The sequence below is a fragment of the Streptococcus sp. 121 genome (genome assembly GCF_016458205.1).
Taxonomy (GTDB): Bacteria; Bacillota; Bacilli; order Lactobacillales; family Streptococcaceae; genus Streptococcus.
The window spans coordinates 13087-37047 of sequence record NZ_JAEMED010000004.1 but is presented as its reverse complement, the minus strand read 5'-3'; the positions used below and the strand labels follow the sequence as shown (position 1 = coordinate 37047).

The 23961-nt window shown below is 44.5% G+C and carries 25 protein-coding genes; 24 read left to right on the top strand and 1 reads right to left on the bottom strand.

From position 1 onward, the window contains the following. Window positions 1-9: 9 nt before the first annotated feature. The 13 genes from JEQ21_RS01275 (at window position 10) to JEQ21_RS01215 (ending at window position 11373) form a co-directional block, all read left to right on the top strand. Window positions 10-396 (top strand): hypothetical protein, encoded by a 387-nt coding sequence (locus JEQ21_RS01275; RefSeq protein ID WP_196090984.1) that lies wholly within the window; start codon window positions 10-12, stop codon window positions 394-396. A gap of 40 nt (window positions 397-436) precedes the next feature. Further along, a complete protein-coding gene (cls, locus tag JEQ21_RS01270) occupies window positions 437-1942 on the top strand; it encodes a cardiolipin synthase (protein ID WP_199363663.1) in 1506 nt (501 codons plus the stop codon). 93 nt (window positions 1943-2035) lie between these two features. Next, window positions 2036-3562 (top strand): hypothetical protein, encoded by a 1527-nt coding sequence (locus JEQ21_RS01265; protein ID WP_199363636.1) that lies wholly within the window; start codon window positions 2036-2038, stop codon window positions 3560-3562. A gap of 5 nt (window positions 3563-3567) precedes the next feature. Then, a complete protein-coding gene (locus JEQ21_RS01260) occupies window positions 3568-3717 on the top strand; it encodes a hypothetical protein (protein ID WP_199363664.1) in 150 nt (49 codons plus the stop codon). Between the two features lie 246 nt (window positions 3718-3963). After that, window positions 3964-5415, top strand: a complete 1452-nt coding sequence (cpsA, locus tag JEQ21_RS01255; protein ID WP_199363635.1) for an LCP family glycopolymer transferase CpsA — start codon at window positions 3964-3966, stop codon at window positions 5413-5415. 1 nt (window position 5416) lies between these two features. Beyond that, entirely contained in the window at window positions 5417-6148 is a 732-nt protein-coding gene (gene cps4B, locus JEQ21_RS01250) for a capsular polysaccharide biosynthesis protein Cps4B (protein WP_199363634.1), read from the top strand. A gap of 8 nt (window positions 6149-6156) precedes the next feature. Beyond that, window positions 6157-6852: a Wzz/FepE/Etk N-terminal domain-containing protein gene (locus JEQ21_RS01245; protein ID WP_199363633.1), complete on the top strand. Its 696-nt coding sequence runs from the start codon at window positions 6157-6159 to the stop codon at window positions 6850-6852. A 13-nt stretch (window positions 6853-6865) separates the two neighbouring features. Further along, complete coding sequence (locus tag JEQ21_RS01240) at window positions 6866-7636, top strand: tyrosine-protein kinase (protein WP_199363632.1); 771 nt, start codon at window positions 6866-6868, stop codon at window positions 7634-7636. Between the two features lie 17 nt (window positions 7637-7653). Then, a complete protein-coding gene (galE, locus tag JEQ21_RS01235) occupies window positions 7654-8673 on the top strand; it encodes a UDP-glucose 4-epimerase GalE (protein WP_199363631.1) in 1020 nt (339 codons plus the stop codon). Between the two features lie 421 nt (window positions 8674-9094). Beyond that, entirely contained in the window at window positions 9095-10078 is a 984-nt protein-coding gene (locus JEQ21_RS01230) for a YeiH family protein (protein WP_199363630.1), read from the top strand. Window positions 10079-10318: 240 nt separating this feature from the next. Next, entirely contained in the window at window positions 10319-10657 is a 339-nt protein-coding gene (locus JEQ21_RS01225) for a hypothetical protein (RefSeq protein WP_199363629.1), read from the top strand. Window positions 10658-10676: 19 nt separating this feature from the next. Further along, window positions 10677-11036 carry a hypothetical protein gene (locus tag JEQ21_RS01220; RefSeq protein WP_199363628.1) on the top strand — a complete coding sequence of 120 codons (360 nt, stop codon included), beginning with the start codon at window positions 10677-10679 and terminating at the stop codon, window positions 11034-11036. A gap of 19 nt (window positions 11037-11055) precedes the next feature. Further along, window positions 11056-11373 carry a hypothetical protein gene (locus tag JEQ21_RS01215; RefSeq protein WP_199363627.1) on the top strand — a complete coding sequence of 106 codons (318 nt, stop codon included), beginning with the start codon at window positions 11056-11058 and terminating at the stop codon, window positions 11371-11373. A gap of 67 nt (window positions 11374-11440) precedes the next feature. Here the strand turns inward: JEQ21_RS01215 and argS are convergent, their stop codons facing one another. After that, on the bottom strand, window positions 11441-13129 hold the full coding sequence (gene argS / locus JEQ21_RS01210; RefSeq protein ID WP_199363626.1) for an arginine--tRNA ligase: 1689 nt from the start codon (window positions 13127-13129) through the stop codon (window positions 11441-11443). Window positions 13130-13238: 109 nt separating this feature from the next. Between argS and JEQ21_RS01205 the strand changes: the two genes are divergently transcribed. The 11 genes from JEQ21_RS01205 to JEQ21_RS01155 all read left to right on the top strand — a co-directional run bounded on the left by JEQ21_RS01205 (window position 13239) and on the right by JEQ21_RS01155 (window position 23900). Beyond that, window positions 13239-13688: an arginine repressor gene (locus tag JEQ21_RS01205; RefSeq protein WP_199363625.1), complete on the top strand. Its 450-nt coding sequence runs from the start codon at window positions 13239-13241 to the stop codon at window positions 13686-13688. Beyond that, on the top strand, window positions 13685-16210 hold the full coding sequence (gene mutS / locus JEQ21_RS01200; RefSeq protein WP_199363624.1) for a DNA mismatch repair protein MutS: 2526 nt from the start codon (window positions 13685-13687) through the stop codon (window positions 16208-16210). Before JEQ21_RS01205 ends, mutS begins: the two co-directional genes overlap by 4 nt. 43 nt (window positions 16211-16253) lie before the next feature. Further along, entirely contained in the window at window positions 16254-17981 is a 1728-nt protein-coding gene (locus JEQ21_RS01195; RefSeq protein ID WP_199363623.1) for an ABC transporter ATP-binding protein, read from the top strand. A gap of 3 nt (window positions 17982-17984) precedes the next feature. Next, window positions 17985-19751 carry an ABC transporter ATP-binding protein gene (locus JEQ21_RS01190; RefSeq protein WP_199363622.1) on the top strand — a complete coding sequence of 589 codons (1767 nt, stop codon included), beginning with the start codon at window positions 17985-17987 and terminating at the stop codon, window positions 19749-19751. A 237-nt stretch (window positions 19752-19988) separates the two neighbouring features. Further along, window positions 19989-20891, top strand: coding sequence for a helix-turn-helix domain-containing protein (locus tag JEQ21_RS01185; RefSeq protein ID WP_199363621.1), 903 nt, complete (start codon window positions 19989-19991; stop codon window positions 20889-20891). Window positions 20892-21103: 212 nt separating this feature from the next. Continuing rightward, complete coding sequence (locus JEQ21_RS01180) at window positions 21104-21739, top strand: hypothetical protein (protein ID WP_196091002.1); 636 nt, start codon at window positions 21104-21106, stop codon at window positions 21737-21739. Between the two features lie 41 nt (window positions 21740-21780). Next, window positions 21781-21900, top strand: coding sequence for a YSIRK-type signal peptide-containing protein (locus tag JEQ21_RS10235; protein WP_199363620.1), 120 nt, complete (start codon window positions 21781-21783; stop codon window positions 21898-21900). A gap of 65 nt (window positions 21901-21965) precedes the next feature. Then, window positions 21966-22580 carry a DUF6287 domain-containing protein gene (locus tag JEQ21_RS01170; protein ID WP_199363619.1) on the top strand — a complete coding sequence of 205 codons (615 nt, stop codon included), beginning with the start codon at window positions 21966-21968 and terminating at the stop codon, window positions 22578-22580. A 274-nt stretch (window positions 22581-22854) separates the two neighbouring features. Then, window positions 22855-23415 (top strand): hypothetical protein, encoded by a 561-nt coding sequence (locus JEQ21_RS01165; RefSeq protein ID WP_199363618.1) that lies wholly within the window; start codon window positions 22855-22857, stop codon window positions 23413-23415. Between the two features lie 15 nt (window positions 23416-23430). After that, window positions 23431-23640 carry a hypothetical protein gene (locus tag JEQ21_RS01160; RefSeq protein ID WP_196967525.1) on the top strand — a complete coding sequence of 70 codons (210 nt, stop codon included), beginning with the start codon at window positions 23431-23433 and terminating at the stop codon, window positions 23638-23640. A gap of 50 nt (window positions 23641-23690) precedes the next feature. Beyond that, complete coding sequence (locus tag JEQ21_RS01155) at window positions 23691-23900, top strand: hypothetical protein (protein ID WP_196967526.1); 210 nt, start codon at window positions 23691-23693, stop codon at window positions 23898-23900. The last annotated feature ends 61 nt before the right edge of the window (window positions 23901-23961 follow it).

Genomic DNA, 23961 nt, shown 5'->3' with positions numbered 1-23961 from the left:
AGTAGCAGAATGTCCAAGAAATGGCTGACCGTAGGGTTGACGTTATTGGTTGCCCTAGGATTGACAGCCTGCTCGGCACGATCCAGTCAAGAGCAACCGGTTGAAGAAGAGACGGTATTGGCAATTCCGGAAAATCTGGATGGAACCTATGCAGCTTCAACGGAAGATGAAAACTACCATTTGACCATGAAAGATGGTCAAGGGACCTTGATCTCGGACGATGGTGCTGGGAATAAAATTGTACGTCAGGTCCAGGTGGTTGATCCTGAAGGCATGATGGTGGACGAAGAGTACATGCTCTATCGTGTGGAGAACCATCAACTTTACATCCAAGATATTGAATATGATTATGATGGGGAGCTAGAGGCTGAGAAGGTCTTTAAGCGAACAGGATAAGTGATAAAGAGGAAGAAGTGTGCGTAAATTACGATTAATCATGTGGAAATATGGTTTTAGTGTTGCAATCATGTTGGCGGAATTAACCTTGGTTTTAGCCGCCTTCTTTTATTTCGGCCGTATGTTTCCCTATATTTGGCTGAGTTTGATTTTCTTAATCACAATAGCCACGATCATTTCCATTTTTAACCGTAATATGGCCCCTGATAGCAAAGCTACTTGGCTCTTAGTAGCCCTTTTGCCAGTACTTGGTCCCCTACTCTATATCATGTTTGGGGAGCGCCGTCTGTCTCGCAAGGAGATTCAGCAATTAGAAACGATTGGACAGTATGATTTCTTTGTACCCGCATCACAGGAAAGCCTGGATGAGGTGCGAGAGGAAAATCAATCAGTGGCGGGGATTATGCAAGCTCTTTTGAAGATTGACCCTAGCTCGGCCATTTACAAAGGGACTCAGTCTGATTACTTTGCTTTAGGTGAGGACTATTTTCAGGCCCTCTTACAGGATTTGGAAGCTGCAGAGAAGTTTATTTTCTTGGAGTACTACATCGTGGAACCAGGGATTATGTGGGACCAGATTTTGGATATTCTCAAGCGAAAGGCAGTCCAGGGGGTGGAAATCAAGTTCCTCTATGATGACATTGGCTGTATGGCTACCCTTCCAGGTAACTATGCCCGCCAGTTGCGTGATCAAGGTATTGAGGCTTACCAGTTTAATAAGGTCATTCCCCGCATGACCGTGGCCTACAACAATCGAGACCATCGTAAAATTCTGGTCATTGATGGCCACATTGCCTATACCGGCGGAGTCAACCTAGCGGATGAGTATATCAATGAGCGCCTTCGCTTTGGCCATTGGAAGGATGGCGGAATTCGACTTCAAGGTGACGCAGTTCAAGCTATGGTTCGCCTCTTCCTCACGAACTGGTACATTAACCGAGGTGAGCTGGAAGACATTGATCGCTATCATTTCTTAGAAGAAAAAGAAGAGGGGCAGGGCTATTACATTCCGTATGGTTCTGGACCAAAGCCTATGTATAAGGAGCAGGTAGGAAAAAAAGTTTACCAAAACTTAATTACCCAGGCCCAGGACTATATCTACATCACCACTCCTTATCTGATTATGGACTACGACTTGACCGAGGATATCAAAAATGCAGCCCTCAGGGGTGTAGATGTTCGCATCGTGACACCATATATTCCAGATAAAAAGGTTATTCAACTCGTAACGAGGGGAGCTTATCCTGACTTGCGGAGTGCGGGAGTCCGGATTTTTGAGTATGAGCCTGGATTTGTTCATTCGAAAAATGTCTTAGTGGACGGTCATCTAGGAGTAGTGGGAACCATTAACTTTGACTACCGTAGTCTAGTACATCATTATGAAAATGCGGTGCTCATGTACCAGACCAATAGTCTAGAGGCTATGCGTCAGGATTTCCAAAGTATTTTTGATGAATCTATTGAAGTTACGGATCATACTATCAAGCCGGTTTGGTACCAACGTTTGATCAAGGAAATAGTGCAGATTTTTGCTCCTATGTTGTAAAAAAAGTGATAAAGAAGGGAGGGACTTTCAGTTGAAGGTGCCCGCCTCCCTTCTTTTTTGGTATACTAGAGAGGAATGAAAAAGGAGAATACGATGACGGAACAAATCATGGAATCTAGAGGAGACCGGCGGTCTTATCAGCGATCCAACCGGGAATCAAAAGAGAATGTTCAACTTCCTTTTGTAACTCCCTTAATTTGGAGCTTCCTTCTGGCCTTTTTTAGTGTGGCCAATCCTTTCCTGACTCAACTAGCGACGAATTTGCAAGAGCAAATCCTGTATGGGGGCTGGGCCCTTCAGCAAGGGCAGATGGTCTATGAGAATTTTTATGGAACTGCAGGTATTTTATTTTACCTCTTGATATGGCTAGGTTCCTTTTACCAGGGAGCAGCTCTCCTAAGTCTCTTTCAGTTTGTATTCTTTTATATCAGTGGACGTAAGGCTTATCGGTTCGCTTATAACCTAACAGGGAATCAACAAGTTGCTGGGGCCTCCACCCATTTCTTTTATTTCTTGACATTGATTTTGGGATTTGGCGGTCTCTATGCTCCTCTTTTTACCCTTCCACTTTTATTGGTAGCGCTAGAGACTTTACTGCAGATTTCCCAAGGAGAAGTAGGGAATAAGATTTTTCTTAGGTATGGTGCTTTGGCGTCTATTGTAGTGATGATAGATCCGTTTGTAGGGACTTTCTTTTTTGGAATCAACTTCCTCTACCTAACCTATCACAATCTTCGACAGCGTCAGATTGGTGTGGGCGTTTCCCAGCTCCTATCCGGCTTGATTGGTTTTTCGCTGGTCTTTTATCCTTTAGGCTATGTGACAGTTTTTAATGGAACCTTTGGGTTGGCTTTGAATCAAGGTTCTTATATCTGGCAGACCATGAATTTCCATATGGCTAGTTTCTGGCAACCAGCTCTTTTCTATTTCTTGGTTTTATTGGGCTTAGGTCTTCCAATTGGTTTGTGGGGTCTGCGGCAGGCGCCCCGGACCCGAGAAGGGCTCTTTTTCCTCCCTCTTGGTGTCCTGGGGTCTTTGGCTACCTGGCTTGTGGCCAGCAGTCAGGCTGAATTTGGTTTCCACCAGTTATTGCCAGGTTTAGTCTATTTCTGGCTGATCCAAATTTTTCTCTTTGATCGCTTGCAGGCAGGTGTCCAACATGGACGGCACAAAAAAGCTCAGACAGAACGTCCCCTATTCCGGAAGTATGTCGCCACCCTTTTCTACCTTCCCCTACTCTTGGGAACTGTTTTAGTTCTTCTTCCTTTAGGCATTCGAACTATTGGAGAAGCCGAGGTGCAAGAGGAACGTCAAGAATTGCGATCCTATATCCAAGCGGAGGCGGATCGCTCTGATACTCTCTATGCTTGGGATAGCCGGGCTAATTGGTACCAGGAGGTGGAGATGTGGTCGGCGTCCTCACTTTTGAGTCCGGATTATTATTTGGCTTTACCGGAAAATCAAATCCGCCTGACTAATGATTTGGAAGGCGGCCGGCCGCGCTACGTGGTGGTTAATCAGTCTCAACCGCTCTTGGATGAGGTGGAGCGAGAGCTGTCGACCAACTACTCTGAGATTGAGACAGATTTGAATCAATTCAAACTTTACGAAAGAAAGTGATATCGATGGGTAAATATCAATTAGATGATAAGGGCAAGGCTCAGGTTCGTCGCTTCCATGAAAAACAAGCACGAAAACAGGAAGCAAAACCAACTTCAAAGACAGCCTTGCTTGAAAAAATGAAAAAATTGCAGTCCCAGCAAAAAGAGGGATAACTGTGAGAGGCTTCTGGCCTCTTTTTTGGTTTAGAAAGCTTGACAAATCAGGATTTGTGGTATAATAGGAGAGATTGAAGAGTGGTCAGATTTTCTTGCAAGATAAGTGAGGCTGGGAGTGACCACCTTTGAACGGAATCCATTTTTGGATTGGTTACGACCGCTACCGGGTATGAAATCTGGGCGGGAGTGTAAGAATTTTGAAAAAAGTAAGGATGGAGCCCATTGGGTTTCCGAAAGGAAAAGATGTCAAGAAGTAGAAGAAATCGGGTTAGGTCCAACCCTGTTTTGCAAATCGTCAACTGGTTCCTATGGGGCTTAGTCTTTCTGCTATCCGCTTATCTGATTTACAGTGTGATTCGCTATAACATTTTAGCGGTCTACCATGTTAATTTGATGTTGTCCTTCCTGGCCATAGTAGTTTTAGGAATTCTATTCTGGGTGCTTTTGCGTTTCCCTGGGCGTGTTTGGGTAACGCTAGTTTTGGTAGTCGGATTGGTGTCAACGGGATTGTCTTCGATTGGGGTCCAACAGTTGGTAGGTCTTTCCACGCGCCTCAATCATCAGGCCAACTACACAGAGTATGAATTGACCGTCTATGTTCCTAAAGACAGTGACCGTAAGGACATTAGTCAGGTGGAGAAAATTTTAGCACCAATGGATACCGACCGGGATAACGTGACGAAATTGCAGGAAGACTTAAGTGCGAAAAAGCAGGTGACTCCAAATTTCGACACCTCATCCTCTTACGTAGATGCTTATAAGCAATTGCAAGAAGGTCAAGCACAGGCCATTGTCGTCAATAGTATTTTTGCCGATACCATCGAAAGTGAGTATCCAAACTTCCAGGACAATTTGACTCCTCTTTACACCATGAAGGTAAGACGGAAGTTGGAGACAGGTCGTCAAGACCCGAATGCTCAAGCCTTCACCATCTATATCAGTGGGATTGATACTTATGGGCCCATCACTTCTGTATCTCGCTCAGATGTTAATATTTTGATGACTGTTAACCGTGAGACCCAGAAGATTCTCTTGACGACTACTCCTCGGGACTCCTATGTTCCCATTGCAGATGGTGGAAACAACCAGCCAGATAAATTGACCCATGCAGGTATTTACGGTGTGGATGCCTCTATCCACACGCTGGAAAATCTTTATGAGATACCAATCAATTACTATGTCCGCCTCAATTTTACATCCTTCCTCAAATTGATTGACTTGGTTGGAGGGGTCGATGTGGAGAACGATCAAGCCTTTACCAGTCTTCATGGGAATTATGAATTTCCAGTTGGCACTGTTCATCTGGATTCAGATAAAGCGCTGGCTTTTGTGCGGGAGCGCTATGGCCTTGATGGTGGAGACAACGATCGTGGTAAGAACCAAGAAAAGGTTATTGCAGCTGTCTTGCGCAAACTGATGTCCACCGAGGCTTTACGAAACTACCCACAAATCATTCAAGGTCTGCAGGATTCTATCCAAACCGACATGAGTTTGGAAACCATGATGACCTTGATGAACAGCCAGCTGGAATCAGGTGGTCAATACCAGATTGAGTCACAGGCAATTGAAGGAACCGGAACCATGGACAAACCATCTTATGCCATGCCAGGTTCCCAGCTCTATGTCATGGAGATTAACCCCGATAGCCTAGCAAATGCCAAATCCAAAATCCAAGCAGTTTTGGAGGGACAATAAGATGATTGATATTCACTCACACATTATTTTTGATGTGGATGATGGGGCTCAGACACTCGAAGATACCAGGGCTCTTTTGGAAGAATCCTATCGCCAAGGTGTTCGAACCGTCATTGCGACCTCCCATCGTCGTAGGGCTCTCTTTGATACCCCGGAAGATAAGTTTGAGACAAATTTTCAGCAGATCAAAGCCTTAGAATCTGAAATTGGCCCTGGATTCACCATTCTTTATGGTGCCGAGATTTATTTCAATTCAGATGCTTTGAAAAAATTAGAAGAGCGGACCATTCCTACTCTAGGTGGGACTGGATATGCCCTAATCGAATTTAGCATGGACACGCCCTACCGGGACATTCATAAGGCTCTTTCAGCTATTCTGCAATTAGGGATTACTCCTGTGGTGGCCCACATTGAACGCTACCATGCCTTGGATATGGATGCTGACAAGGTCAAGGAACTCATTAATATGGGCTGCTACATGCAGATTAATTCCTCGTCCGTGCTTCCCCCCAAGCTCTTTGGGGATAAGTACAAATTCATGAAGAAAAGGGCCCGTTTCTTTTTGGACCAAGATTTGGTCCATTTTGTCGCAAGCGATATGCACAATTTGGATAGACGACCTCCATACATGGATCAGGCTTATAAACTGATTCGGAAAAATTATGGCTTGGAGCGAGCGCATCGGCTCTTTATCACCAATCAAGAATTGTTACTAGAAGATGAAATTATATAGGAGAACTCATGAAAAAGCAAAATAACCAAGTGGAAGTGGACGTGCTTAGTTTGATACGTACCGTCTGGAAACGCAAGTTTTTGGTCCTCTTCTTCTCCTTGCTCGTGGCGATTATGGCCTTGGGTTATAGCCTCTATGTAGCCACTCCCATGTACCAAAGTACAACTCGGATTTACGTGGTGAACCGCCAGCAACAAGACAATCCGGGTTTGACCAACCAAGACCTTCAGGCCGGTAGTTACCTGGTTAAGGACTACAAAGAAATCATTCTCTCCCAAGATGTGATGAGCCGGGTTGTATCTGAACTCGGTTTGGACATGGGAACCTCTCAGTTGGCCTCTAAAATCAACGTAACGGTGCCGGCAGATACGCGGATTGTATCGATCAGTGTACAAGATGAATCAGCTGAAGAAGCCGCGCGGATTGTTAATGGTGTCCGTCAAGCAGCGGCTGATAAGATTATTGAAGTTACTCGCGTGTCTGATGTAACGACCTTGGAAGAAGGACAAGTCAACAGCCAGCCCGTTTCACCAAACATTCGCCGCAATGTTCTCCTTGGTTTTGTAGCCGGAGGAGCCTTGATGGTTGTGATTATCTTGGTTGCAGAAATCGTCGATGACCGCGTGAAGAAGCCAGAAGATGTGGAAGAGATGATGGGCTTGCCCCTTTTGGGTGTAGTGCCAGATTTTGCCAAACTAAAGTAAGGGAGCTAGCTGTATGCCAACATTAAAACTAAATCGGACGCGTCGAGAGGATGCGGAAAAAACCGAAGAATACTATAACGCCCTACGAACCAATATTCAGTTGAGTGGTGACAGCATTGATGTCATCTCCATTAGTTCCGTACAGCCTGGAGAGGGGAAGTCAACGACCTCCGTGAACTTGGCCATTGCTTTTGCTCGGTCTGGTTACCAAACTCTTCTGGTGGATGCGGATATTCGGAACAGTGTGATGTCTGGTGTGTTTTCAACGCGGGATAAAATCACAGGTTTGACAGACTATCTGACAGGAAAAACCGATTTATCGGAAGGGCTCTGTGATACAGACATTGAGAATCTCTATGTCATTCAATCTGGTCCGGTTTCCCCAAACCCGACTGGACTCTTGCAAAGCCTGAACTTTAACAAGATGATTGGTATTTTACGCAAGTACTATGACTATATCATCATTGATACTCCACCGATTGGGATGGTTATTGATGCGGCGATCATCACTCAACAAGGAGACGCGACTATCTTGGTGGTGGAGTCGGGTTCTAATAAACGCCGTGCTGTTGAAAAAGCGGTGGAGCAATTGGAGCAAACCGGAACACCTTTCCTTGGTGTGATCCTCAACAAGGTGGACACCAATATGGAGCGCTATGGTTCCTACGGTTCCTACGGTGATTACGGAAATTACGGAAAAAAAACTCAAAAAGAAAAGAAAAAATCCAAGAGAAATAAAGAAAAACGAAGCAATTCACGTCGAAACCGCGATAAGAAGAAATAAGGGAAGGGGAAGAGCGGATGGCAGAAACAATCTTGGTGACAGGTGGGGCCGGTTATATCGGTTCTCATACCGTTTTAGAGTTGTTGGAGACCAGCCATCGAGTGGTGGTCTTAGACAACTTCAGCAATTCGCATCCCAAAAGCCTGGAAGTGGTCAAGGAATTGACCGGCCAGGCTTTCCCTGTTTATGTAGGAGATGTGCGGGATAAGGGTCTGCTAGAGCAGATATTCCAAAAAGAAGAGGTGACAGGGGTTATTCACTTTGCTGGCTTTAAGGCAGTTGGGGAATCTTCACAGATACCCCTGGCTTACTATGACAATAATCTTGTAGGCCTGCTTCATTTGCTGGAAGTCATGCAAAGTGTTGGCTGCCGAAACCTCATTTTTTCCTCCTCTGCCACCGTTTACGGGGATCCCCAAGAACTGCCCTTGACAGAAACAGCCCCTCTATCTGTTACCAATCCCTATGGCCGAACCAAGCTTATGGGTGAAGAGATTCTTCGAGATCTATTTGCTGCTGATGGAAGCTGGAATCTGGTCATTCTCCGTTACTTTAATCCCATTGGTGCCCATCCTAGTGGACGTTTAGGAGAGCATCCCCAAGGAATTCCCAGTAACCTAGTTCCCTACATCACTCAGGTTGCCTGTGGATTACGTGACCATGTTCGGGTCTTTGGGGATAATTATGCCACTCCTGATGGAACAGGTGTGAGGGATTATATCCATATCCAAGACCTTAGCCGGGGGCACGTGGCAGCAATGAAACGATGGGCAACAGGATCAGGCCTATCTGTTTACAATTTAGGGACTGGTCAAGGCTATTCCGTTTTGGAAATGATTAGAGGTCTTAGCCAAACAGCTGGTCAGGAAATACCCTATCAGATTTATTCTCGGAGACCCGGCGATATCGCTGCCTGTTACGCAGACCCCACTAAGGCTCGAGAAGAGTTGGGCTGGGAGGCCCAACTCGGACTGGAAGAGATGTGTCGTCATGCCTGGAAGTGGCAGCGCTTGAACCCCAATGGATTTCAGGATTAAGGAATTCCAAAACTTGTTCGTTTCTCCATTTTGTGAATGATGAGAGTGGTGACGAACAAGTTTTTGTAATTTCATAGTCTTTTATAGTCTTTTATAGTCTTTTAGTTTGCTTTTAGTACAAGGCAGCGATTCGTAGACAGCTCAAAATCTCTGGGGGAGATTTTGAGCTTGCCGATACAATTTTCGAAGAAAGTTTCAAATAAGTACGGCAAGACGAGCTAACACAGTAATAAAAGATAAACTAAAAGAGTATATACTCATTGGATTTCAAAATCTGACTTTGTCAAGCCTCTTTGATGAACTTATTGATTGCATGCCTTGCATGCTTAATGGATAAAATTCAACAGGTCTCCCAGACCTGTTGCACTATTTTCTCCCTCCTCTGGAAGCTAGGGGTGAGGGAGTTTTTAGAAAGGATTGTATGACACGCCATCACCTCCCCGGCCTTGTGGCCGCTCTTTTTGTAACAATCTTAGCCGTTATTTTGGCTCAGTTTATTCCCTTGGTTGGAGTTGCTCCCTTGACCCTTGTACTGGGGATGATCCTGGGGAATACGCTCCTTCGGTCTCCCCAATTAAACTTGGGAACGAAATTGGCGGAACGTCGATTCTTGGAATATGCCATTATTCTTCTAGCCTTTACCATGGATACCAAAAATTTTAGCCAGATGGGGATTCCCTCTATGGCTTTTGTGAGCTTCGTGTTTATCCTATCTTTAGGAGCTAGTTATAAACTGGCTCAGAGGCTAGGTTTCTCGCAGGATGCGTCGATATTGTTGGCTGGTGGAACGGCCATCTGTGGATCATCAGCGATTGGGGCTCTAGCTCCTATGACCAAGGTTTCCGAGCAGGAGAAGGGGACAGCCATTGTTCTAGTGAATCTCTTGGGAACCTTGCTCATGTTTCTCTTCCCTCTAGCCGCTGCTCTGCTCCATTTCCAAGAACTACAGCAAGCTGCTCTCATTGGCGGTACCCTGCAATCTGTTGGGCAAGTTGCTGCAGCGGCCACCCTTCTTGCCCCGGCCGTGCTTCCCTTGGCTATGCTCTTTAAACTGACCCGCATTCTTTATCTGGTTCCTGTCCTTTTTTTCCTTGAATTTTGGAAAAAAGAAAAAGAAGCGGGAGCAGTCAAGAAGGCTTGTCTCTTGAAAAAAGTTCCTTATTACCTCTACGGATTTATCTTGGCGAGTCTGCTAAACACCTTATTGGAGTTACCAGAGGCCTTAACGTCTAACCTTCAAAGTTTGATGACTTGGTTGGAATGGTTGGCTCTGGCAGCCATTGGTCTCCGACTAGATTTGCGAACTTTTATGAAAAATGCTCCAATCTATGGCTCCTATATTCTGGTCATTGGACTGGTTCAATTGATGTTAGCCTTAGTTGGAATTTGGATTTTTGGATTGTAAGAGGTGCTCTCTTAATACTTGACTCTTGTCACATGGAGGATTATACTGGGGGTACGAATTGTCGGGAATAGCTTGAATCAATTAAGGTGTCACCGGACTCATTCTGAAAGCTAATCCAAATGCTGTTCCACCTACAAAACTAGGAAGTTTAGACTCCCTACCTATGGGGAGGAAAATCGTAGTCAGAGTCCTTGTCGACCGTCATCAGTGGATGAATTTGTTTTTTGAGGAGGATAAAGTATGGAGAACAACTATTACACCAAGACCGAAATCGACTTAAAATTTGATGCGATTCAAAATGAGTTGCGCTACAATCGCGAACTCACCCAATTGGGTTTTGAGAAAATCAATGAACGCTTTGAAAGAGTTGATGAAAGATTCGAAAGAGTCAATGATCGTATGGATGATCTATTGACCAAAACCCAACTCATGTTCTCCAACTTTAGAGAAGAACAGTCTCTTGCAAGGATTGATGAATTAGAGCGTGAACGCAAGATCAAACGAGAGTTCATCTTGTGGTCTATAGGGACCACTATAGCTCTCTTAGCGGTACTAATTCCGCTGATTATCCGTTCTTGATAGAGAAGGGGGGAAGAACATGGAGAACAACTACTACACCAAGACTGAAATCGACTTAAAATTTGATGCGATTCAAAATGAGTTGCGCTACAATCGCGAACTGACTCAGCTGGGTTTTGAGAAAATCAATGAACGATTTGAAAGAGTTGATGAAAGATTCGAAAGAATAAATGATCGTTTTGAAAGAGTTAATAACCGAATGGATGATCTATTGACCAAAACCCAACTCATGTTCTCCAACTTTAGAGAAGAACAGTCTCTTGCAAGGGTTGATGAATTAGAGCGTGAACGCAAGATCAAACGAGAGTTCATCTTGTGGTCTATAGGGACTACCATAGCTCTCTTAGCGGTACTAATTCCACTGATTATCCGTTCTTGATAGAGAAGGGGGGAAGAACATGGAGAACAACTACTACACCAAGACTGAAATCGACTTAAAATTTGATGCGATTCAAAATGAGTTGCGCTACAATCGTGAACTCACCCAATTGGGCTTTGAAAAAATCAATGAACGATTTGAAAGAGTCAATGATCGGATCGATGATATGGCTACCAAAACCCAACTCATGTTTTCCAGCTTTAGAGAAGAACAGTCTCTTGCGCGAATTGATGAATTAGAGCGTGAACGCAAGATCAAACGAGAGTTCATCTTGTGGTCTATAGGGACCACCATAGCCCTCTTAGCGGTACTAATTCCGCTGATTATCCACTCTTGAGAAGGAGTCTAAAAAAGCACTTGAATTTTTCAAAGTTCAAGTGCTTTTTAATCATCTTTTACAGATTTTACATTTGTTCAGGTGCTTCCACTCCCAATAAACGAAGGGCTTCTTTAAGAACGATACCGGTTGCGTAGCTGAGGGCTAGGCGGCTTTCACGTTCGGGGCTGTCTTCCAGGATGCGGGTGTGGGCATAGTATTTGTTGAAGTGTTGTGCCAGGTTGATGGCATATTTTGCGATGATCGATGGTTCGAACTGGTTAGCTGCCCGTTCGATAACGCGGCTGAAGTCTTGAAGAATTTTCAAGATTTCCCAGCTTTCGCTGTCTTCTAAGTGATAGTGAGCAGCTGGATCTGGTTGATAGTCTGCCTTACGTAGAATAGACTGAATACGTGCATAGGCGTACTGCACATAAGGACCAGTTTCACCTTCGAAGGATAACATGGCTTCCAAATCGAAGTCATAACCGTTCATACGATCGGTTTTCAAGTCGTAGAACTTGATGGCTCCTACACCAACTTGGCGGGCCACTTGCTCCTTGTTTGGAAGATCTGGATTTTTCTCAGCAATTTGCTTTTCTGCCCGTGCAATCGCCTCAACGATGGTTGGCTCGAGCAAGATGATGTTGCCCTTCCGAGTGGACAATTTTTTCTTATTTTTCGTTACCAAGCCAAAAGGAATATGGGACATGTCTTTGACCCAGTCATAGCCCATTTTCTCCAAAACGGCATTGAGTTGAGCAAAGTGGCCAGATTGTTCGTGCCCAGTAATGTAGATGTTTTTGGCGAAATCGTAAGTCCGTTTCCGGTAGAGGGCAGTTGCTAGGTCACGAGTGATGTAGAGGGTAGCCCCGTCAGACTTTTTAATCAAAGCTGGGTTGAGGTTGAATTCCTCCAAATCAACAATAGAAGCTCCTTGTGATTCCTGAAGGAGGCCTTTTTCTTCCAAGATTTCAATGACTTCATCCATTTTGTCATTGTAGAAAGCTTCACCGTTGTAGCTATCAAAGGAGACATTGAGAAGTTCATAAATGCGGTTGAATTCAACCAAGCTTTCAGAACGGAACCATTCCCAGAGTTCCCATGCTTCCTGGTCGCCCTGTTCCAATTTGAGGAACCATTCCCGTCCTTGTTCGTCCAATTCTGGTTTGGTTTCCATTTCCTCGTTGATGCGGACATAGAGTTTAAGCAACTCGTCAATCGGGTTGGCTTCAACAGCTGCCTTATCCCCCCAAAGTTTGTAAGCCACAATCAAAAGTCCGAATTGTTTTCCCCAGTCTCCAAGGTGGTTAATCCGGATAGCGTTGTAGCCTAATTTAGAAAAGAGGTTCGCTAGAGAATCACCGATAACGGTTGAACGTAAGTGTCCGACTGAGAAGGGTTTTGCGATGTTGGGACTAGACATGTCAATGGTGATATTTTGTCCCTGACCGATCGTTTGAGATCCATAAGTGTCTTTTTCTTCAATGACAGAACGGAGAATTTGGTCTCCCATGCTGACCTTGTCTAGGAAAAAGTTGACATAAGGTCCAGTTGCGACCACTTTTTCAAAACCAGTTGCGTCAATGGCGTCAGCGATTTCTTGGGCAATCACAGCAGGTGCCTTGCGAAGAACCTTGGCCAAGCTGAAGGCAGGGAAGGCGATATCTCCCAAATCAGAAGATTTTGGGGTTTCTAAAAGGTCCAGAATGGCTGCTTCATCAAGGCTTTCAATTTGAGCCGCTAGCCGTTGGGCCACTAATGATTTTTGGTTCATAATTTCTCCTTTTTTCTCTTTATTTTATCATAAGGCTGGACTTAAATCCAACAAGGACAGGCTGATAAAAAATTTGTTATAATTGAAACAGAATGCATGAGGAAAAGCTATGAAAAAAGCAGATAGACAGGATTTGATTGGACAACTTTTGAGCGAGCGGCGGTTTCATCGGCAGCAGGAACTACAAGCTGCTCTCAAGGAAGCTGGTATTGAGGTGACCCAGGCAACCTTGTCCAGAGATATGAAGGAGCTAGGGGTGGAGCGCTATATGCCAGCTCAAGGTCCGTCTTTTTACCGCCTGCCGCGGACGGGACCTGAGACGAGTTTGGGGGATGTTGCCCTCTATGTGAAGAGAGTGGACCGGGTTGAGTTCAGCCTGGTTTTGCATACTGGATTGGGGGAGGCTTCCGTTTTGGCCAATAGCCTAGATGCCAGTGGCGATTGCCGAATTTTGGGCACGATTGCAGGGGCTGACACCCTTTTGGTGGTGACACGTTCCAGTCAAGATGGTGCCAGTTTAGAAGAAGATATTCGCTCTTATGTCGAGGAGGCCTTATGAGTCAAGCTAAATTATCACCTGGCATGCAGCAGTATGTCGACATGAAAAAAGATTACCCCGATGCCTTTCTGTTCTTCCGCATGGGGGATTTTTATGAGCTCTTTTATGAAGATGCGACTAGAGCGGCGCAGATTCTTGAGATTTCCATTACGTCGCGAAATAAAAATGCGGAGGAACCCATTCCCATGGCGGGGGTTCCCTATCACTCAGCCCAGCAGTACATTGACACCTTGATAGAACAGGGCTACAAGGTAGCCATAGCTGAGCAAATGGAGGATCCCAAACAGGCCAAGGGCGTGGTGAAACGTGAGGTCGTTCAAGTAGTGACTCCAGGAACTAGCTTGGACGGGCCTAGTCGTGATGGCCAGAACAATTTCTTGGTTGGCCTTTATACCCAGGGGCAGGCCTATGGCTTGGCCCACTTGGATTTGGCTACGGGGGAATTTGCGGTGACCCAGTTGGATCGCTGGGAGTTGGTTTTGAGTGAAATCCGAAATCTCCAGGCTAAAGAAGTGGTTCTGGCAGGCCAGGTGTCAGAGGAACAAGAGGCGGTTCTAAATCAGCAGCTGCAACTCCTAGTCTCCTGGGTAGACAAGCCATTGGATGCCAGTCCTCTCTTGCCGATTAGCTTAAAGGAGCTGGAATTTACGGCAGCTGCGAGCTTGCTGGCTTATATTTACCAGACCCAGATGCGGGATCTGGACCATTTGAAGCCGGTTGAAGTCTATCAAATTGCGGATTCTCTCCGGATGGATTTTGCGACCAAACAAAGCTTAGATCTAACCGAGAATGCTCGGAGCGGCAAGAAGCAGGGCTCCTTATTAGGGGTCTTGGATCAAACACGGACGGCCATGGGCTTGCGGCTCTTACGCCGATGGATCCAACAGCCACTCCTGGATCGAAAGCAGATTGAGCAGCGGCAAAATCAGGTGACGATTTTGTTAGAGGCCTTTTTTGAGCGCCAGGACTTGGTAGAGAGTCTGAAGGGGGTCTACGATATTGAACGCTTGGTTAGCCGGGTTTCCTTCGGTAAGGTCTTGCCCAAGGATCTCTTGCAGCTATCTGCGACCTTGGGGCAGGTGCCACAGATTCGGCACCTGCTGACCAGTTTGCAGCAGTCAGCCTTAGAGCCTCTGATTCAAGGTTTGGATCCCTTGGAGGAATTGTATACCTTGATTGATGCGGCTATCGATCCGCAGGCTCCAAATCAACTCATGGATGGAGGCCTTATTAAGACAGGATTTGATCCAGTTTTGGATCAGTACCGAAAGGCCTTGCGGGAAGGAACTTCTTGGTTGGCGGATTTGGAAAGCCGGGAACGTCAGGCGACGGGCATCAATAATCTCAAGATTGATTACAATCGGAAGGATGGCTATTATTTCCATGTCACTCAGTCCCAACTTAGCCATGTGCCTGACCATTTTTACCGTAAGGCAACCTTGAAAAACTCGGAGCGTTTTGGAAGTCAGGAATTGGCCCAAATTGAAGGCCAGCTCCTAGAGGCTCGAGATCAGTCGTCTCAGTTAGAGTATGACCTCTTTATGCGGATTCGGGAAGAGGTGGCCAAGTATATGCCCCGCCTGCAAAGTCTGGCTGGAGCCCTGGCCAGTATCGATGTTCTCCAAAGTTTAGCCTCGGTTGCAGAAAGTCAGCTTTGGGTCAAACCGACTTTTAATGAGACAGGTCAGATTCGAGTACTGGAAGGCCGCCATCCGGTGGTGGAGGCAGTCTTGGGTCGCCAGTCCTATGTTCCTAACAGCCTAGTCATGTCGGTAGAGGACCGGATTCAGTTGATTACAGGTCCTAATATGAGCGGGAAGTCGACCTACATGCGACAGATTGCAATGATGGTTATCCTAGCTCAGCTAGGCTCCTATGTTCCCGCTAAGGAAGCAGATTTGCCGATTTTTGATGCCATCTTTACCAGGATTGGAGCTGCTGATGATTTGGTTTCTGGCCAATCAACCTTTATGGTGGAGATGATGGAAGCCAACCAGGCTGTGCAGCATGCTAGCGCCCAGTCCCTCATCCTCTTTGATGAGTTGGGCCGTGGAACCGCAACCTATGATGGCATGGCCTTAGCTCAAGCTTTGATTGAATATATCCATGATAAAGTTGGAGCCAAGACTTTCTTTGCCACCCACTACCATGAGTTAACGGAATTGGAAGAGGATCTCGCGGGACTGGCCAATGTGCACGTTGCCACACTAGAAGAAGGAGGTACGGTGACCTTCCTCCACAAGATTGAACCTGGCCCTGCCGATCAATCTTACGGAATCCATGTGGCTAAAATTGCAGGTCTACCTCCAGCTCTCTTGGCTCGAGCCCAGGTTATCTTGGATGGATTGGAAAATCAGGAGTTTCAGCCTCAGACGGGGCAATTGGATTTATTCCAAGTGCCAGAAGTCTTGCCTAGTCAGCCCCACCCTCTACTGGAAAAATTAAAAACAATCAATCTGAGCCAAATGACTCCTTTGGAAGCTTTGCTGTTTTTGGATCAGGTTCAGAAAGAACTAGAATAGAATAATACCTCTATCAGTGAGGATTAGCTTGAAAGGAGGAACTATGCTCTATATTTGGAACTATTTGAAAAAATACCCTCAGCTGCTGGCCCTAGATATTTTTGCGGCTTCGCTGTTTGTGATTGTAAACCTGGGTTTACCGACTTTTTTGGCTCGAATGATTGACCAGGGAGTGGTCGCGGGAGATGAGTCACGGATTTACTTCTGGGGAATCACAATGGTTATTACAGCCCTTGTCGGAATTTTGGGGCGTTTCTTGCAGACCTACGCCGGGAGTCGCTTGACCAATAAGATGATCCGCGATATGCGTTTGGATGTCTATAAACGGCTTCAGTACTATTCGCATCAGGAATATGAACAGATTGGTGTTTCCTCCTTGGTCACTCGGATTACCAGTGACGCCTTTACCCTGATGCAATTTGCGGATCAGACCTTGAAATTTGGGGTTATTACGCCGATTATGCTCTTTTCGAGTTTGGTGATGGTCTTTATGACGAGCCCGTCTCTTTCATGGATTGTGGCCTTTTCTATCCCATTCTTGGTGCTGGTAATCTGGTATGTGGCGGTAGCCAGTCGTCCTTTATCGGAGAAACAACAGGAGAGTTTGGACCGGATTAACCATTTTGCGCGGGAAAACTTGACGGGTTTGCGCGTGATTCGGGCCTTTGGCCGGGAAGAATTTCAGGAGGATCGGTTTGCTCAGGAGAATGACATTTACCAAGCCAACTCCAATCGCTTATTCAAATTGACGGGTTTAACCGATCCCCTTTTTGCTCAGATTATTATTGCGATGATCGTGGCCATTGTTTGGTTTGCTTTGGATCCGTTGAATCAAGGTCAGATTCAGATTGGGGTCGTGGTCGCCTTTATTGAATATAGTTTCCATGCTCTCTTGTCTTGCCTACTCTTGGCCAACCTCTTTACGACCTACCCACGGACGGCTGTATCAGCTCGCCGTCTGCAAGAGGTGATGGATATGCCTCTGTCTATTTCGCCGAATGAAGACGGAGTGACTGAAACCGAAACCAAGGGATATTTGGAATTTGACCGGGTGACCTTTGCTTATCCGGGTGAAACTGAGAATCCAGTTTTACATGATATTTCCTTCGAGGCCCAGCCAGGTCAAACCATTGCCTTTATTGGTTCAACGGGTTCTGGGAAGTCTTCCTTGGTGCAGTTGATTCCCCGCTTCTTTGATGTGACCTTGGGGCGCATTTTAGTGGACGGAGTCGATGTTCGCTCCTATAACCTCAAGGCTCTGCGGCAGAAGATTGGGTTCATCCCGCAGAAAGCCCTGCTCTTTACCGGAAGTATCGCTGAAAACCTCCGCTTCGGGAATGCCCAGGCGGATCAGGAAGATTTGGAAACTGCCTCTGATGTGGCCCAAGCCTTGGACTTTATCCAAAGCAAGGAAGATCAGTTTGAGACCCATCTGGCAGAAGGTGGAAGCAACTTGTCGGGTGGTCAGAAGCAACGCTTGTCCATTGCCCGTGCCTTGGTGAAGGAGCCGGAAATCTACATTTTCGATGATTCTTTCTCGGCCCTGGATTACAAGACGGATGCCCTTTTGCGCCGCAGACTTAAAGAAGTGACCCAGAACGCTACCGTTTTGATTGTTGCCCAAAGGGTTGGAACCATTATGGACGCCGATCAAATTATTGTCCTGGATAAGGGTGAGATTGTGGGACGTGGAACCCACGAAGAACTCATGGAATCCAATGCGATTTATCGTGAAATTGCTAATTCGCAGCTGAATAGAGGGGAGGAGTAAGGCATGAAAGAAAATAATTTTAAACGTCTGTGGTCCTACCTTCGTGCCTACCGAGGCAGTGTTTATTTAGCAGTGGCCTTCAAAATCTTGAGCATTGTCATGTCAGTCTTGGAGCCCTTTGTTCTGGGATTGGCCATTACAGAGTTGACCCAGAATCTTCTGGATATGGCGCAAGGAAAGGCCAGCGGTCTCAATGTCTCCTATGTCTTCTGGGTGCTGGTTCTCTACCTGATTCGGGGAACGCTCTATTCAGTTGGTGCTTATTACGCCAACTACTTTATGACCAATGCGGTGCAGGCCACCGTTCGTGACCTGCGCAAGGAATTGAGCCACAAGGTTAACCACCTGCCGGTATCTTACTTTGATCGCCAGCAGTTCGGGGATCTTTTGGGCCGCTTCACCAGCGATGTGGAGACCGTCTCCAATGCCCTCCAACAAAGTTTCTTGCAGATTGTGAATGCCATCGGCACCATTATTTTGGTTCTGGTCATGGTCTATTCCATCAATCTGCCCCTAGCCCTTGTCGTAACCCTAATTATTCCGCTCACCTATTTAACTTCGAGCCAGATTCTCAAGTTGTCTCAACCGTCTTTTAAGCGTCAAGCAAATATTTTGGGAAAATTGAATGGGTTTGTACAGGAACACCTGACAGGTTTCCAGATTGTAAAACTCTATGGCCGTGAAGAACAGACCGTAGAAGAATTTCAGGACATCGTGGATGAGTTAGAAGAAGTCGGCTTCAATGCCAGCTTCCGCTCAGGCCTCATGGCCCCCCTCCTTCACGGACTCTCTGATTTTGCCTATGTTGTGGTGGCCTTTCTCAGTGCCCTCCAAGTCTTGGCAGGTCGCTTGACCATCGGAAACATGCAGGCCTTTGTCCAGTATGTCTGGCAAATTAGCCAGCCCGTACAAATCTTGACCCAGATTGCGGGTCAACTCCAAAGTGCCCAGTCCTCTCTGGACCGTATCTTCCAAGTCTTGGATGAGCCAGCTGAAAATCAAACCGGTGAAAAAGCTCTTGCCCAACCCCTCAGCGGTCAGGTATCCTTTGACCAGGTCTCCTTTAGCTACACTGCGGATAAACCGCTGATTCAAAACTTTAACCTTGAAGTAGAACCAGGACAAATGGTGGCGATTGTCGGACCAACAGGAGCCGGAAAAACTACCTTGATTAACCTGCTCATGCGCTTCTATGACGTGGACGGCGGCGTTATCCGAGTCGATGGCCAAGACATCCGCACCATTGACCGCCAAGAATACCGCCGGCAATTCGGCATGGTCTTGCAGGACGCCTGGCTTTACGAAGCCAGCATTGAGGAAAACCTCCGCTTCGGGAATTTGGAGGCCACCCATGAGGAAATCGTGGCAGCCGCTAAAGCTGCCAATGTGGATTACTTCATTCGCAGCCTCCCAGGTGGTTACAAGATGCAGATGAATCAAGAATCCAGCAACATCTCACTCGGTCAGAAACAACTCCTGACCATCGCCCGTGCCCTCCTAGCGGATCCTAAAATCCTTATCCTAGATGAGGCCACCAGCTCCGTGGATACCCGCTTGGAACTTCTGATTCAAAAAGCCATGAAAACACTCATGCAGGGTCGCACCAGTTTTGTCATCGCCCACCGCCTTTCCACCATCCAAGAAGCTGATAAAATTCTGGTCCTCAAAGACGGCCAGATCATCGAACAAGGAACCCACCAAAGCCTCCTTGCCGACCAAGGCTTCTATTATGACCTCTACCAAAGCCAATTTGCGCGTGAAGAGGAATAATACTCTTTTAATTTCAAAATCTGAATGTGTTAATTCTCTTTGCCGAATTGATTGATTGCGTGCCTTGCACGCTTAATTGGTAAAATTCAACAGGTCTTCCAGACCTGTTGAACTATCCCCAGCTGCCTTCAGCTGGGGATTTTTGAAAATGGATGACGAAAATGACTGGTTGTTAGTTGGCAATTTTCATGCTATAATAAATTGAGTATGAAAACACTTACAACGGGAGGGACTTGTATGATTAACAAAGAAGAATTAGGATTAAGAATCCGCCAAGAACGTGAAAAACAAGGCCTCAGCCGCGAAGCCCTTTGTGGGGATGAGGCAGAACTAACCGTAAGACAATTACTCCGCATCGAGACAGGAAAATCCCTACCCAAACTTGAAAAACTTGAGTTTCTTTCACGCGTTTTAGGTGCGGATATCTCAACCTTCTTAGGAGAAGAAAAGTTGGATATCCCAGCCGAGTACTTTGATTTGAAGTATAAATTATTTAAGAGTAGTACTTATGGAGATTTGGAACGACTGGAACAGAAACGACAGTTATTAGAACAAATCTATGAGTCTTACTATCATTTATTACCTGAAGAGGAATTGTTTTCTCTGGATATTCTTGAACGTATTTGGGATTTTATTGAGAGTAGAGGGGTATTGAGTTCAGATACTCCAGACATACTTTATGAAGATTATCAGAAACAATTGTTGTTGAGGAAAATATATGACTTAAATGATTTGTTGTTGTTGTCTTACCATTTCATGTGTAGGCAAAACAAGGAGTATGAGTTAGAAAATTTCACGAAACTAGAAGAAAATCTCTTGATTCAAACAAGTAACGGAGATGAGTTTTATAATCGAGAACTATTAAACTGCCTTTCCTTGCTGATTGGTGCACATGTTGCTCGTGGTAATATGGAGAATATTTTAAAGATTACTGAAAAAATGGAGGGTCTTGTTGAGCTAACTGCTCAGCATACATACTATCCTTTGATTTTGACATCAAAGGCTAAGTATTATCGTTATTATGAAAATAACCTTCAACGAGCAAAAGAACTTTATTCAGAAGCGTTAGTAATGGCGAAGGTTTTTGGAGATCAAGTTTTTTTGAATCATTTGGAGAGTGAAATGAGAAAGGATTTGTGAATTATTTATAGACATTTATGCAATTTCGAGTCAGGTAAAGTTTGTGATACATTATGAAGAAAGAAGAATAGTGACATTAATGTCCTGTTCTTCTTTTTTTGTATTGCTTATACTAAGTTTATAAAAAGTTAAAGGAGATAGATGTTTTGAGAATTGTTATGTTGCTTTTTATGCTCTGGCTGTACATAGTGCATTAAAAAAGGAGGGGTTATTTGACTAGCCGAGGAAATATTATTTCAATTGGTTCAAAAAATACATTTGTCAATAGATATTTCAATGAATATTCTTATAAGTATGGAGAAGTGTTGATATTGAATGATGAAACTTATGAATTTAATAGTCATAGTATTCAAGAATTTGTTAGCAAACGAAAGATACCAATATCAAAAATATTTTTTTCGATTAATTTTTCAAACGACATGGTAGAAGAATCCAATAGACTGGGAGAGATATTCCTATGTTTAAAAACTTTGACGAGTTTTTTGAGTAAAACGATCGAAAATGTTGATTCGAGTTTATCAGTAGTTGTTCTATTGATTTTAGATTCAGAAAACTTTTCAAGTGAACAAGAAAAAATAATAGATCAATTTCAACGGGAGATTAGAAAGAATTATAGAGACTTGGTATTTACAATGAGTTCCGAGTATAGAATCAATTCACTAATACCTCTTTTTCATACTGATGGTACTGACTTGAGTCCCTGGATGCGTCGCCTTCAGATACGTCAGCCTATTGGAAAGTATGTTACATCAGACGATGTAAGTAATTTTTTGGAATTTCTATTGTCAGATGAGAGTAAGGCTTTAAGAGGACAGCAAATTATTTTAGATTATGGGTATCTTAATTGAAAACAAATGTAGCCCATTAAAGTAAAAAATGAAGGAGAATTATGAAAATGTTTAAAGGAAATATGGTACAAAGATATTCTTTGAGAAAATATTCAGTAGGTTTATGTTCCGCGTTGCTAGGGTTGTTTTTAATTGGTTCACCTAGTATTGTAACTGGTTAAGCTATATTTCTGGATCAGGCGTAAGACGCTATATCGCTATAAATTAGTTGAGAAAAGGATAGGAAATGAAAAAATATACAGTCTTCTTAATGGCAGCTTTCTTACTAGCTGGTTGTTCTTCAAATTCTCAGGATGCGACATCTGTTGAAAGTTCTTCAACTTCTATTCAGTCTTCGGCATCAAAATCGTCTACTTCAAGCAATTCAATGGCTTCTAAAGCTAGCACTCAACAAGATTCTGCAGCAGGTTCGAATTCAAAAACAGTATCTGCTAGTTCAGCTGCAGAAGCAGGTGCTACGGATGTGGAAGATGCACCAGTCAGCCAAGCTGCAATCGCAGATGCTGGGACAACATTGGTGGCAGGAGATTTTTCAACCATTGCTGGTACATGGGTAGATGAGTTTGGAAACCAATTGATTGTGGATGGGGCTGGAAATGTTCATGTAGAAATGGCTGCGGGTTCCCACATTCCTGAAGAAGCGCGTGGTCATCTCACGCGAGATTTATATCTGGACAATAACTTTGCCTCTTTTGATGGAACTTACTATGAAGGTGTTCTTGCCAATGATGCCCACACCTCTGGTCTGCCTAGACTTTCCGTGAATACAGAAGACGGTACGGTCCGTCTTGTGAATGAATATGCAAAGACTTATTCTGGAACTTTCACCAAAGTTCAGTAATGAAAAAAGACAAGATGTCCGAGAAGGTAGGACTCTTGTCTTTTTTGGGTTTCTTCGTGTAGGATGGCTACTCTTTCAAAAATTGAAACTTGTTTAATCCTCTCTGAACTGTCATTGCCGAATATCTTCTTAATCCTTAGATTGTTGAGATGTTGAAGTTAATGCTGAATTTATATCCGAATAGATAGTAAAGGTGTGCTTCGATCTATTTTACTCGAAGCATTTTTTATTGATGTCATGCTATTGTTTGGATTTATAGGAGTTTTTTGCTAGTATGGGTGTTAGAAGAGTTGGACTGAATGAGAAACGGAAAATAATATTTGGTTGTTTTCATGGAACGAGTGAGAAAAAGGCTCTATCTATCATGATGGATCAACAATTTAGGGTCAGAAATCGTTCGAATCATTGGTTGGGGAATGGCGTTTACTTCTTTGTGGATGATGAGAAGCAGGCAGAATGGTGGGCTAGAAATCAGTGTCGGAATGCCTACGATAGTCCGGTGGTATTATACTTTCCATTAACCTTATCGCGGGATGAATTATTGAACTTGAATGCCTTGGCTGATTTGAATACTCTGGATTTATTTGCCCGATCTTTGAATCAAGTGATTGACTTTGAGTCTTTGGATGTAAGACAATTTGATAATTATCGATATCGATGTGCCTTGTTAGATTTATTTTTTGAAAAAAATCCTCGTTACAAGGCTGTTAGAAGAACTTTTCTTTCAACCAAAACAAGGATTGGTTCTAGTGGTTTTTCACAATTATCAGATCAACTTTGTATTTTTGATCAGTCTCTTATTCCTTTTTCGAGAATTGGGATACTGGAATCATAATTTTGGAGGTGTCATATGGAAATAACACGAGAAGATATTCGTAGAGTTTTTAGTCGCTATGGTATGGAATGTCGTTTTGATTCTCCTAATCCTGGTGTGCATTACAAGGATGGTCGTTTCTTAACTTTTGATCAATTACCTTTACCAAGTGAGATGTTTAGTGACCCCGCCTTAATCGAAGAGCATGAGCGTCGTACACGTTTAGCCCTTGAGATGGAGGAATAGTTGTCTTTTAATAGGGAGGTCGTAATTGGAATGAATCTGGGAGGTATCCTATGGAAATAACACGAGAAGATATCCGTAAAATTTTAGATCGCTATGGAGCAAAGTATCGTTTTGATTCTCCTACACCAGGTATTCGTTTTAAAGATGGTCAATTTTGGACTTTTGATCAGGTTCCAAGTGCGGAGGAGTTATTTGGGAACCTTGAATTGATGGATGCTTACCAGGAGAAGTTGCTGAAGAGATTTGAAGAGGGAGACTAATCTTCTTTTAGAGTGAATTTTGTGAGTTTTAAAAGTCGTTCTTCCTACACAAAACACCAGA